Raw genomic sequence first — 12,137 nt, 5'->3', positions numbered from 1 at the left:
CGCCCATCACCGTTCACGCGGGCGCAGCAGACGTTGGAGGCACAGAGCATGTCTAACCACCACAAGATCAAATCCCAGGAAGAACTGGCCGCGCTGTTCCGCGCCGACATCACCACCGGCGTCGGCAAGAGCGTCAAGCACGAGAGCGCGCCCAAGCACGTCACCGGCGAAGCGGTGTACGTCGACGACCGCCTGGAATTCCCCAACCAGCTGCACGTCTATGCCCGCATGAGCGACCGCGCCCATGCCCGCATCCTGCGCATCGACACCACCCCCTGCTACGCCTTCCCCGGCGTGGCCATCGCCATCACCGCCGAGGACGTTCCCGGCCAGCTGGACATCGGCCCGGTCGTGGCCGGCGACCCGCTGCTGGCGGACGGCAAGGTCGAGTACGTCGGCCAGGTGGTCATCGCGGTTGGTGCCGACAGCCTGGAAACCGCCCGCAAGGCGGCCATGGCCGCGATCATCGAATACGAAGACCTGGAGCCGGTGCTCGACGTGGTCGACGCGCTGCGCAAGAAGCACTTCGTCCTCGACAGCCACCAGCACAAGCGCGGCGACTCGGCCAGCGCCCTGGCCAGTGCGAAGAACCGCCTGCAGGGCAACCTGCACATCGGCGGCCAGGAGCACTTCTACCTGGAAACCCAGATCTCCTCGGTGATGCCCACCGAGGACGGCGGCATGATCGTCTACACCTCCACCCAGAACGCCACCGAGGTGCAGAAGCTGGTGGCCGAGGTGCTGGGCGTGCACATGCACAAGATCGTCATCGACATGCGCCGCATGGGCGGTGGCTTCGGCGGCAAGGAAACCCAGGCCGCCGGCCCGGCGTGCCTCTGCGCGGTGATCGCGCACCTCACCGGCCGCCCGACCAAGATGCGCCTGCCGCGCGTCGAAGACATGAGCATCACCGGCAAGCGCCACCCGTTCTACGCCGAGTACGACATCGGCTTCGACGACAACGGCCTGCTCACCGGCATCGAACTGGAACTGGCGGGCAACTGCGGCTATTCGCCGGACCTCTCCGGCTCCATCGTCGACCGCGCGATGTTCCACTCGGACAACGCCTACTTCCTCGAACACGCCACCATCAACGGCCACCGCTGCAAGACCAACACCGCGTCGAACACCGCCTATCGCGGCTTCGGCGGCCCGCAGGGCATGGTGGTGATCGAAGAGATCATGGACGTGATCGCGCGCCACCTGGGCAAGGACCCGCTGGAGGTGCGCAAGACCAACTACTACGGCAAGGACGAGCGCAACGTCACCCACTACTACCAGCCGGTCGAGCACAACCTGCTGGATGAGATGACCGCCGACCTCGAGGCCAGCAGCGAATACGCCAAGCGCCGCGAAGAGATCCGCGCGTTCAACGCCAAGAGCCCGGTGCTGAAAAAGGGCCTGGCGCTGACTCCGGTCAAGTTCGGCATCAGCTTCACCGCCACCTTCCTCAACCAGGCCGGCGCGCTGGTGCACATCTACACCGACGGTTCGATCCACCTGAACCATGGCGGCACCGAGATGGGCCAGGGCCTGAACACCAAGGTCGCCCAGGTGGTGGCCGAGGTCTTCCAGGTGGACATCGGCCGCATCCAGATCACCGCGACCAACACCGACAAGGTGCCCAACACCTCGCCGACCGCGGCCTCCAGTGGCACCGACCTGAACGGCAAGGCCGCGCAGAACGCCGCCGAAACCATCAAGAAGCGCCTGGTGGACTTCCTCGCCATCCACTTCAAGGTGACCGACGAAGACATCGAGTTCAGCAACGAGCAGGTGCGCGTACGCGACCACTACCTGTCCTTCGAGGAAGTGATCCAGCTCGCCTACTTCAACCAGATCTCGCTCTCCAGCACCGGTTTCTACCGCACACCGAAGATCTTCTACGACCGCGACAAGGCCAGCGGCCGCCCCTTCTACTACTTCGCTTACGGCGCTGCCTGCGCGGAAGTGCTGGTGGACACCCTGACCGGCGAGTACAAGATGCTGCGCACCGACATCCTGCATGACGTGGGCGACTCGCTGAACCCGGCCATCGACATCGGCCAGGTGGAAGGCGCGTTCGTCCAGGGCATGGGCTGGCTGACCATGGAAGAGCTGGTGTGGAACGCCAAGGGCAAGCTGATGACCAGCGGCCCGGCGAGCTACAAGATCCCCGCCATCGCCGACATGCCCATCGACCTGCGGGTGAAGCTGGTGGAGAACCGCAAGAACCCCGAGCAGACGGTGTTCCACTCCAAGGCCGTGGGCGAGCCGCCCTTCATGCTCGGCATCGCCGTGTGGTGCGCACTCAAGGACGCCGTGGCCAGCCTGGCGGACTACAAGGCGCAACCGAACATCGATGCACCGGCAACTCCGGAGCGCGTGCTCTGGGGCGTGGAGCAGATGAAGAAGTTGCAGCAGGCGGCCACCAAGCCCGCTGTCAGCCAGGTAGAGCCCGCCTGACGGCGGGCCGGGAGCCGAGATGAACAGCCAACCCGTCTTCAGCCGCGAAACCCCGGAACAGCAGGCCGCTCCCGTCCTGCCGACCGAAGCCTTGCGTCGCCCGGAACAGGATGTCTGGCGCCTCTCGCGCTCCGCCAAACCCCTGCGCACCTGGAGGTTGAGCAAATGAGCTGGATCAGCGCCCTGGCCGAACTCCAGCAACGCAGCGAAGCCTGCGTGCTGGTGACCATCATCGAAGAGCGCGGCTCCACCCCGCGCAATTCCGGCTCGAAGATGGTGGTCAGCGATGACCGCATCTACGAAACCATCGGCGGCGGCCACCTGGAGTTCAAGGCGATGGAAATCGCCCGGGAAATGCTCCGCACCCGCACCCAGGACACCCGCCTGGAACGCTTCAGCCTGGGCGCCAGCCTCGGCCAATGCTGTGGCGGTGCCACGGTGCTGCTGTTCGAACCCATGGGCCAGCCCCAGGCGCACATCGCCCTGTTCGGCGCCGGCCACGTCGGCCGCGCCCTGGTCCCGCTGCTCGCCAGCCTGCCCTGCAAGGTGCGCTGGATCGACTCGCGGGAGAACGAATTCCCGGCATTCATCCCGGCCGGCGTCGAGAAGGTGGTGAATGATGAAGTGGTCGATGAAGTCGAGCGCATGCCCGCTGGCAGCTACTTCATCGTCATGACCCATAACCACCAGCTCGACCTGGAGCTCACCGCCGAGATTCTCAAGCGCAACGATTTCGCCTACTACGGCCTGATCGGCTCGAAGACCAAGCGCGTGAAGTTCGAACACCGCCTGCGTGATCGCGGCTTCGCCACCGAAACCGTGCAACGCATGCGCTGCCCCATGGGCATTGCCGAGGTGAAGGGCAAGCTGCCCGCCGAGATCGCCATCTCCATCGCCGGCGAGATCATCGCCACCTACAACGCCACCTTCGGTCAGAAGGAAGAAGGCCAGGACGTGAAGAAAAGGGAAACAGTCGCCAAACTGGTGCCCTCTTCCCGCCGCGAACAGGCCTGACACCCCGATTCATGTAGAAGGACGCCGAGCTGCCTCAGCTCGGCGCTCGCCTGCGCGGAGCCCCGACACGGGGCATCACGATCACGAAAGAACGAGATTCAACATGACCAGCCCTGTAAAAGCCTATCGCGCCGCCATCCTGCACAGCATCGCCGACCCCGCCGAGGTGGGCATCGAGCAGTCCTACGAATACTTCGAGGACGGCGTGCTGGTGATCGAGGACGGCAAGGTCGCCCGCGTCGGCCATGCCGCCGACCTGCTGCCCGGTCTCAAGGGCGTGGACGTGCGCGAATACCGCGACGCCCTGATCACCCCCGGCTTCATCGACACCCACATCCACTACCCGCAGACCGGCATGATCGCCTCCTACGGCGAACAGCTGCTGGACTGGCTGAACACCTACACCTTCCCCACCGAGAAAGCCTTCGCCGACAAGGCCCACGCGGCGGACGTGGCAGCCATCTTCCTCAAGGAACTGCTGCGCAGCGGCACCACCACTGCCCTGGTGTTCGGCACCGTGCACAAGCAGTCGGTCGACGCCTTCTTCGAAGCCGCCGAAGCCCTGGACCTGCGCATGATCGCCGGCAAGGTGCTGATGGACCGCAACGCCCCCGACTACCTGACCGACACCCCGGAAAGCGGCTACGCCGACAGCAAGGAGCTGATCGAGCGCTGGCACGGCAAGGGCCGCCTGCACTACGCGGTGACCCCGCGCTTCGCCCCCACCAGCACCCCGGAGCAACTGACCCTGGCCGGCAAGCTGTTCGGCGAGTTCCCGGACCTGTACATGCACACCCACCTCTCCGAGAACAAGGCGGAGATCGAATGGGTGAAGTCGCTGTTCCCGGAGCGCAAGGGCTACCTGGACGTGTACGACCACTACAAGCTGATCGGCCCGCGCGCGGTCTTCGCCCACGGCGTCCACGTCTGCGACGACGAGTGCAAGCGCCTGGCGGAAACCGGCTCGGCCGTGGCCTTCTGCCCCACCTCCAACCTGTTCCTGGGCAGCGGCCTGTTCGACCTGCAGAAGCTGGAAGCGCATGGCGTGCGCGTGGGCCTGGGCACCGACGTCGGCGCCGGCACCAGCTTCTCCCAACTGCAATCGCTGAACGAGGCCTACAAGGTCATGCAGTTGCAGGGAAAGAAGCTCGACCCGTTCAAATCCCTGTACCTGGCCACCCTGGGCGGCGCCCGCGCGCTGTACCTGGACGACAAGATCGGTAACTTCGCCAGCGGCAAGGACGCGGACTTCGTGGTCCTCGACTACCAGGCCACTCCGCTGATCGCCTACCGCATGCAGCAGGCCAAGACCATCGAAGAGAAGCTCTTCGCGCTGACCATCCTCGGCGACGACCGCACCGTGAAGGAAACCTTCGCAGCCGGCCGCTCCGTGCACAAACGCGACTGATCCAGCGCCCCCTCAAAAAGCCCCGCCCATGCGGGGCTTTTTCTTTGTGCACCGCCTTTGCGCAGCCCATGGGAGCGAATTCATTCGCGATGGGATATCCGGCCACACGCAGTGGATCTTTCGCGGCTGAAGCCGCTCCCACGGGAAGCACCTGCAACGCCGCCAACATCGCTGCGTTGGGCCTCGCTACGCTCGGCGCCAACCTACGGCGCCGTGCCGTGGTAGGTCGGGTGCAACCCGGGCTCTTGCTTGGAACCACGCGGGTTTCACCCGCCCTACGGAGCGGACCGGTGTGTAGGGTGGATGGCGCTCTTTTCATCCACCAAGCGACCTTCCAGCCCACACGCATGCCCGCCCCATGGAAGCGAATTCATTCGCGATCAGGCCAGCAACCTGTCCCCTTTTTTCGCGGCTGAAGCCGCTCCCACAGAAGCCGGTGGCCGTTGCGCCAGGCCGTCGGGTTGCACCCGACCTACCCGCCTCACCCAAACCACCCGCCCACAAAAAAGCCCCGCATTGCGGGGCTTCTTCATTGCACCAGGCTCAGGCGCTGCGCGAGGTGGCGCGGGTGCTTTTCTTCTTGCTCTGCAGCAGGTGCGAGAACACCGCGTGCAGGTCATCGGAGGCGGTCTCGCCTTCGAGGTTGAGCTTGGCGTCGACGCTGTCCATGTGGCGCATCATCAGGTCGACCGCGACCTCGACGTTGTGCGACTCGATGGCGTCGATGACCTTGTCATGCTCCTCGTCCGAGCAGTGGGTGCGGCTGTTGCTCTCGTAGAGGGCGATGATCAGCGAGGTCTGCGAGATCAGGCTGCGCAGGAAGCCCAGCAGGGTGAAGTTGCCGGCGGCCTCGGCCAGTTTCAGATGGAACTCGCCGGACAGGCGGATGCCCATGCCGCGGTCACCACGGGCGAAGCATTCGCGCTCCTCGATGACCATCTGGCGCAGGCCGGCGATCTGTTCGGGGGTGGCGTTGACGCAGGCCAGTTCGGTGATGGCGCGCTCGATCATGCGACGGGCATAGAAGATCTGCCGCGCCTCCTCGGCACCGGGGCTGGCCACGACGGCACCACGGTTGGGACGCAGCAGCACCACGCCTTCATGGGCGAGGCGCGACAGGGCGCGACGGATGATGGTGCGGCTGACGCCGAAGATCTCACCCAGGGCTTCTTCGCTCAGCTTGGTGGCCGGGGCCAGGCGCTGTTCGAGGATGGCTTCGAAGATGTGTGCGTAGACGACTTCGTCCTGGGTGCCATTGCGCGTGCCTTTGGCGGCACGCGGCGGCTTCTTCAAACTGTGTTCAACGTCGTTCATGGGGGCCCACGTAGAAGGTTTCGAAAGCGGCAATAGGGCTGACACTACGCCGAGTCGGCATCGTATTGCCAGCCTCCGGCGGGGAAAGCCTCGGAAAAATGTGCGCATTGTACACAATCTGACCGAACAAAAGCAGTGCCGCTCCGCTCAACCTCACCTCTACAGGGCCCTGGAGCCCTCCGGTAGCTCCAGGCGCAACCCCATGCGCCGCCCCTCGCTCACCAGATGGTCACGCATCAGCGAGGACGCCAGCAGGCTGTCCCGTCGACGGATGGCCTGCACCAGCGCCTCGTGTTCGCGCACCCGCTCCTGCAACTCGTCACCGCGCTGGCGCAGCAAGGCATCGCTGCGGGCCAGGGCGTCACCCGCCTGGGTCACCAGGGACTGGAAGATGGGGTTGGTGGTCAGCGAGCCGAGCAATTGATGGAAGCCTATATAGGCTTCGACGAAGGCATCCATGTCGTCATCCTCGGCGGCATCGCGCAGGTCCATCAGGCGCAGGCGCAGGCGGTCGAGGTCGCTTGATGCGATGGATTGCGCCACCAGGCCGACGATGAAGGGTTCCAGCGCATAGCGCAGCTGGATCACATCCTCGATGCTGTGGTCCCGGGGCGCCGTGATGGCGTGCCCTGTCGCCTCCCGCCCCAGCACCTGCACGCCCTTGCCGGGCAGCGAGCGGACCATGCCGAGGGTTTCCAGCACCGTTACCGCCTCGCGCAGGCAGGGCCGGCTTATGCCCAGTTGCTCGGCCAGCTCTCGCTGGCCCGGGAGCATCTCGCCGACGGGCCAGCGCCCCTGCTCGATGGACTCGCGCAGGGACTGGACGATGGAACCCACCAGGGTCGATGAGCTGTTCACTGTGATTTCCTCCTTGTGAAACCAGGCCGAGCCGGATCGGGCCGCAGCATCATGCAGCCCGCCAGCACCGTTCTCAATCCGCCGTGGTACTCACACCACTGCGATCCTTGAAGGCGAAACCCTGTTCGCCGGCCAGCACGCTGCGGGCGCGGCCCAGGTCGATGTCCTTCTCCCAGCGGGCGATGGCCACGGTGGCGATGCAGTTGCCGATCAGGTTGGTCAGCGCCCGGCCGATGCCCATGAACCAGTCCACCGACAACACCAGCACCAGGCCTACAACGGGTATGGCCGGTACGGCCGCGAGCGTGGCGGCCAGGATCACCAGGGCCGAACCTGGAATGCCGTGGGCGCCCTTGGAGGTCACCAGGGACACCAGCAGGATGGTGATCAGGTCATTCATCGCCAGCGGCGTTCCGGTGGCATGGGCGATGAAGACGATGGCCAGGGTCAGGTAGATGGAGAAGCCGTCCAGGTTGAAGGAATAGCCGGTGGGGATCACCAGGCCCACCGTGGAGCTGCGGATGCCCAGGTGCTCCAGCTTGCGCATGATCTGCGGCAGCACCGCATCCGAGGAGGCGGTGCCGAGGACGATCAGCAATTCCTCGCGCAGGTAGCCGAGGAACGGCCACAGGCGCAGCCCGGAAACCCGCAGCACGGTGCCCAGTACCAGCAGCACGAACACCGCGCAGGTGGCGTAGAACACCACCACCAGCCCGCCCAGGTGGCGCAGCGAATCCACGCCGTACTTGCTGGTGGTGAAGGCGATGGCGCCGAACACGCCGATGGGCGCCAGGCGCACGATCATGCCCATGATGCGGAAGATCACATGGCTCATCTCGTTGATCAGCCGGGCCACGCCCGAGGCGGCCTCGCCCACCTGGTTCAGCGCACAGCCGAACAGCACCGAGAACAGCAGCACCTGGAGAATGTCGTTGCTGGCGAAGGCGCCGACGACGGAGGCCGGGATCAGCCCCATGACGAAGTCCACCGGCCCGTGCAGGTCGCCGGTGCGCGAGGTGTAGAGCGCAGCGTCTCCGGCCGGCAACTGGCCGAGGTCGATATTGGCGCCCACGCCCAGCCCGCCGCCATAGGCCACCAGCAGGCCGATCAGCAGCGCCACCGTGGTCAGCACCTCGAAATACACCACCGCCTTGAAGCCGATGCGGCCGACCTTCTTCAGGTCACCCGCCCCGGAAATGCCGCTCACCACCACGCAGAACACGATCAGCGCGATGAGCATCTTGATCAGCTTGATGAAGCCGTCGCCCAAGGGCTTGAGCTGCGCGGAGAACTCGGGGAAGCCGATACCGCAGAGGATACCGATGACCAGGCCGATGACGACCTGCAGGAATATCGAGCGCGAGCACCACTTGAGCATGGGGGAATCTCCGTTGCGGTGCCCCCGGAGCGCTGGCGTGGCTACGCCCTTGTGCGAGATCCGGAGGCTTTGTTGTTGTGGTCTTACCGGTCAGTCCAGCACGCGCAGTCTATGCCCCCAAAAAGCTGCACACAAGCCGACAAACATTAATTGACTTTTTTGTACACAAACACATAATCCGACTGCGTACTTTTTGACCCAAAAGTCAGAAAACTCGCACTGCCCCGTGAGGCACCAAACCTCAGGCTTTTCGCTGCGCAAGGGACCCAGGTAACCAGCCGGCCGAAACAGCTAAAAACAACTAAATGAGAGGTACCTGCTGTGGAAAGCACCAAACAACAAGAACAAGGAACGTATGCTGCGAGCCCTCCCGCCAAAGGCCTGCTTGAACGCCTCTTCAAGCTGACCGAACACCGCACCACCGTGAGAACCGAGCTGGCCGCCGGCCTCACCACCTTCATCACCATGGCCTACATCATCTTCGTAAACCCCAACATCATGGCGGACGCCGGCATCGATCACGGTGCGGCATTCGTGGCCACCTGCCTGGCCGCGGCATTCGGCTGCTTCCTGATGGGCCTCTACGCCAACTGGCCGGTCGGCCTGGCACCGGGCATGGGCCTCAACGCCTTCTTCACCTACACCGTGGTCAACACCATGGGCTACAGCTGGCAGATCGCCCTCGGCGCGGTGTTCCTGTCCGGCGTGCTGTTCATGATCCTGACCTTCTCGCGCATCCGCGAATGGCTGCTCAACAGCATCCCCAGCAGCCTGCGCTTCGCCATGGGCGCGGGGGTCGGATTGTTCCTCGGGCTCATCGGCCTGAAGACCGCCGGCATCGTGGTACCGAACTCCAGCACCCTGGTGCACATCGGTGACCTGACCTCCCCCGCTCCCCTGCTGGCCGCCATCTGCTTCCTGATGATCGCGGTCCTGGAATATCGCCGCGTGTTCGGCGGCATCCTGATCAGCATCCTCACCGTCACCCTGATCGGCGTCGGCCTGGGCATCGTCAAGTTCGGCGGCGTCTTCTCCATGCCGCCGAGCCTGGCGCCCACCTTCATGGCGATGGACATCACCGGCGCGTTCGACGTGACCATGATCAGCGTGATCCTGGCCTTCCTCTTCGTGCACATGTTCGACACCGCCGGCACCCTGATGGGCGTGGCCCAGCGCGCGAACCTGGTGAAGGAAGACGGCCGCATCGAGAACCTGTCGAAAGCCATGAAGGCCGATAGCGCCTCCAGCGTGTTCGGCGGCGTGCTCGGCGTACCGCCGGTCACCAGCTACGTGGAAAGCGCCGCGGGCGTCGCCGCAGGCGGCCGCACCGGTCTGACCGCCGTCACCGTCGGCATCCTCTTCGTCGCCGCCATGTTCTTCGCCCCGCTGGCCGGCATGATCCCTGCGTACGCCACCTCCGGCGCGCTGATCTACGTCGCCATGCTGATGATGGGCGGCATGGCTCACATCGACTGGGACGAACACACCGAAACCATCCCCGCGATCGTCACCGTCATCATGATGCCGCTGACCTTCTCGGTCGCCGACGGTATCGCCCTGGGCTTCGTGACCTATGTGGTGATGAAGGCCTGCACTGGCAAATACCGCGAGGTATCGCCCAGCCTGTATGCACTTTGCGCCATCTTCGTCGCCAAGTTCATTTTCCTGTAAGCTCGCCCCGCAACACCCCAAGGCCCTGGCGCTGAAGCGCCAGGGCCTTTTCATTTCCCGGAGACGAGCGAATGAGCCTGGAAACCTGGCTGCTGTTCAGCAGCGCCGCGCTGGTGGTGATCCTGATCCCCGGCCCCCTGTCCCTGCTGATGGTCAGCAACAGCCTCAACTACGGCATCCGCCGCTCTCTGCCCGCCTTCCTCGGTGGCGTCAGCGCCGCCACCGGGCTGCTCGCCGCCTCCGCGCTCGGCCTCGGCGCCCTGCTGCTGGCCTCCGAGCAACTGTTCAGCGCACTCAAGCTGGTGGGCGCGCTCTACCTCTTCTACCTCGCCTGGCAAAGCTGGAAGCAATCGCGCAACGCCGCCAAACCGGTGGCGACCGAGGAGCAACCGGTCAACCCGGGCTTCCGCGCCCTCTACTGGAAAGCCTTCGGCCTCGCCGCCAGCAACCCCAAGGACATCCTCTTCTTCGCCGCCTTCCTGCCCCAGTTCATCAGCGCCGACCGCCCGCTGCTGGGCCAGCTCTCGGTGATGATCGCCACCTGGGCCGTGCTGGACCTCGCCTGCAAGCTCTTCTACGGCCTCAGCGCCCACGCCGCCGCCCGCTACCTGCGTTCCGGCCAGGGCCAGGCCTGGTTCAACCGCGTCAGCGCCGGGCTGTTCGGCGCAGCGGGGACGGCGGCGCTGATCTCGCGCTGACGCCTTCCGCCGGCTCGACAAGGGCGGATTTCCGCCATAAACACCCAGAAGCGTGGCGGTTTCCCGCCATGAATTCCCCGCAGCGCTCGCAAGCGCTGCTCCGCAGGACCCAGAATCCGTGCCTCAACGCGCCTGGTACGGGTCTTGCCATTGCATCGCCAACGAGCCGACAAGAACAAGACTGGCCGTGATTCAGGTACTGACCGCTTTCCCCCTGGTCAGCGCCTAGACTTGCTCTTGTCAGCCGTAGTAGCGCTACCCGCGCATGGATCTGCTTACAACTACAAGAGGAAGTCCCATGTTCAAACCCACGCTAAAAGCTCTCGCCTGTGCACTCGCCCTGGGTGCCGCCAGCCTGGCGCATGCTGCCGATCCCATCGTCATCAAGTTCTCCCACGTCGTCGCCGAACACACGCCCAAGGGCCAGGGCGCGCTGCTATTCAAGAAACTCGCGGAAGAACGCCTGCCCGGCAAGGTCAAGGTCGAGGTCTACCCGAACTCCTCGCTCTTCGGCGACGGCAAGGAAATGGAAGCGCTGCTGCTGGGCGACGTGCAGATGATCGCGCCCTCCCTGGCCAAGTTCGAGCAGTACACCAAGCAGGTGCAGCTGTTCGACCTGCCCTTCCTGTTCAACGACATCCAGGCCGTCGACCGCTTCCAGCTCAGCCCGAGGGCCAGGGCCTGCTGAAGTCCATGGAGAGCAAGAACATCACCGGGCTGGGTTACTGGCACAACGGCATGAAGCAGCTCTCGGCCAACAAGCCTCTGCGCGAGCCCAAGGACGCCCGCGGCCTGAAGTTCCGCGTGCAGGCTTCCGCCGTGCTCGAGGAGCAGTTCAAGGCCGTACGCGCCAACCCGCGCAAGATGAGCTTCGCCGAGGTCTACCAGGGCCTGCAGACCGGCGTGGTCAACGGCGCCGAGAACCCCTGGTCGAACATCTACTCGCAGAAGATGCATGAAGTGCAGAAGTACATCACCGAATCCAACCACGGTGTGCTCGACTACATGCTGATCACCAACACCAAGTTCTGGAACGGCCTGCCGCCGGATGTACGCAGCGAGCTGGAGAAGATCACCCAGGAAGTCACCGCCGAGGTGAACAAGCAGGCCGAAGCCCTCAACCAGGGTGACAAGCAGCGCATCATCGAAGCCAAGACCAGCGAGATCATCGAACTCACCCCCGAGCAGCGCAACGAATGGCGCGACGCCATGAAGCCGGTGTGGAAGAAGTTCGAAGGCGAGATCGGCGCCGACCTGATCAAGGCCGCCGAAGCGGCCAACCAGGCTCAGTAACCGCCAGCCGGCGCGGGCCCACCGCGCCGGCACTGCCTCCAGCCATCAGGAGACACCA

9 protein-coding genes and 1 pseudogene are annotated in these 12,137 nt (G+C 64.8%); 7 read left to right on the top strand and 3 right to left on the bottom strand.

Translation table 11 applies throughout. The features are described from left to right. Nucleotides 1-48: 48 nt before the first annotated feature. From xdhB to guaD, 4 genes are all read left to right on the top strand, one after another. Nucleotides 49-2,445, top strand: coding sequence for a xanthine dehydrogenase molybdopterin binding subunit (gene xdhB / locus PSm6_RS21465; RefSeq protein WP_265168149.1), 2,397 nt, complete (start codon nucleotides 49-51; stop codon nucleotides 2,443-2,445). Nucleotides 2,446-2,464: 19 nt separating this feature from the next. Continuing rightward, the gene (locus PSm6_RS21460; RefSeq protein ID WP_021222162.1) at nucleotides 2,465-2,614 is read left to right on the top strand and encodes a hypothetical protein; all 150 of its coding nucleotides are present in this window, start codon (nucleotides 2,465-2,467) and stop codon (nucleotides 2,612-2,614) included. Next, entirely contained in the window at nucleotides 2,611-3,459 is an 849-nt protein-coding gene (gene xdhC, locus PSm6_RS21455; RefSeq protein WP_021222163.1) for a xanthine dehydrogenase accessory protein XdhC, read from the top strand. The genes PSm6_RS21460 and xdhC overlap by 4 nt, the downstream gene beginning before the upstream one ends. 103 nt (nucleotides 3,460-3,562) lie before the next feature. Continuing rightward, nucleotides 3,563-4,867: a guanine deaminase gene (gene guaD, locus PSm6_RS21450; protein ID WP_043244927.1), complete on the top strand. Its 1,305-nt coding sequence runs from the start codon at nucleotides 3,563-3,565 to the stop codon at nucleotides 4,865-4,867. Between the two features lie 543 nt (nucleotides 4,868-5,410). Here guaD and PSm6_RS21445 read toward each other — a convergent pair. The 3 genes from PSm6_RS21445 to PSm6_RS21435 form a co-directional block, all read right to left on the bottom strand. Then, the gene (locus PSm6_RS21445; protein ID WP_031288141.1) at nucleotides 5,411-6,181 is read right to left on the bottom strand and encodes a GntR family transcriptional regulator; all 771 of its coding nucleotides are present in this window, start codon (nucleotides 6,179-6,181) and stop codon (nucleotides 5,411-5,413) included. A 159-nt stretch (nucleotides 6,182-6,340) separates the two neighbouring features. Continuing rightward, on the bottom strand, nucleotides 6,341-7,039 hold the full coding sequence (locus tag PSm6_RS21440; RefSeq protein WP_265168148.1) for a FadR/GntR family transcriptional regulator: 699 nt from the start codon (nucleotides 7,037-7,039) through the stop codon (nucleotides 6,341-6,343). Between the two features lie 73 nt (nucleotides 7,040-7,112). After that, the gene (locus PSm6_RS21435; RefSeq protein ID WP_021220508.1) at nucleotides 7,113-8,417 is read right to left on the bottom strand and encodes a C4-dicarboxylate transporter DctA; all 1,305 of its coding nucleotides are present in this window, start codon (nucleotides 8,415-8,417) and stop codon (nucleotides 7,113-7,115) included. Between the two features lie 321 nt (nucleotides 8,418-8,738). Here PSm6_RS21435 and PSm6_RS21430 point away from each other — a divergent pair, with 321 nt between their 5' ends. The 3 genes and pseudogenes from PSm6_RS21430 to dctP all read left to right on the top strand — a co-directional run bounded on the left by PSm6_RS21430 (nucleotide 8,739) and on the right by dctP (nucleotide 12,079). Then, nucleotides 8,739-10,088, top strand: a complete 1,350-nt coding sequence (locus PSm6_RS21430; protein ID WP_043243483.1) for an NCS2 family permease — start codon at nucleotides 8,739-8,741, stop codon at nucleotides 10,086-10,088. A gap of 71 nt (nucleotides 10,089-10,159) precedes the next feature. Next, a complete protein-coding gene (locus PSm6_RS21425) occupies nucleotides 10,160-10,786 on the top strand; it encodes a LysE family translocator (RefSeq protein WP_184488857.1) in 627 nt (208 codons plus the stop codon). Between the two features lie 298 nt (nucleotides 10,787-11,084). Then, nucleotides 11,085-12,079: pseudogene (gene dctP / locus PSm6_RS21420) on the top strand (C4-dicarboxylate TRAP substrate-binding protein DctP). Nucleotides 12,080-12,137 lie beyond the last annotated feature (58 nt).

The organism is Pseudomonas solani (assembly GCF_026072635.1).
Taxonomy (GTDB): domain Bacteria; phylum Pseudomonadota; class Gammaproteobacteria; order Pseudomonadales; family Pseudomonadaceae; genus Metapseudomonas; species Metapseudomonas solani.
The sequence above is the reverse complement of the archived record's forward strand: the minus strand, read 5'-3'. Positions and strand labels throughout refer to the sequence as shown.

Bases quoted from the DNA above. Each gene is read 5' to 3' on its own strand.
- PSm6_RS21425 (WP_184488857.1), top strand. From the start codon at position 10,160: ATGAGCCTGGAAACCTGGCTGCTGTTCAGCAGCGCCGCGCTGGTGGTG.
- PSm6_RS21445 (WP_031288141.1), bottom strand. From the start codon at position 6,181: ATGAACGACGTTGAACACAGTTTGAAGAAGCCGCCGCGTGCCGCCAAA.
- guaD (WP_043244927.1), top strand. From the start codon at position 3,563: ATGACCAGCCCTGTAAAAGCCTATCGCGCCGCCATCCTGCACAGCATC.
- PSm6_RS21460 (WP_021222162.1), top strand. From the start codon at position 2,465: ATGAACAGCCAACCCGTCTTCAGCCGCGAAACCCCGGAACAGCAGGCC.
- PSm6_RS21435 (WP_021220508.1), bottom strand. From the start codon at position 8,417: ATGCTCAAGTGGTGCTCGCGCTCGATATTCCTGCAGGTCGTCATCGGC.
- xdhC (WP_021222163.1), top strand. From the start codon at position 2,611: ATGAGCTGGATCAGCGCCCTGGCCGAACTCCAGCAACGCAGCGAAGCC.
- xdhB (WP_265168149.1), top strand. From the start codon at position 49: ATGTCTAACCACCACAAGATCAAATCCCAGGAAGAACTGGCCGCGCTG.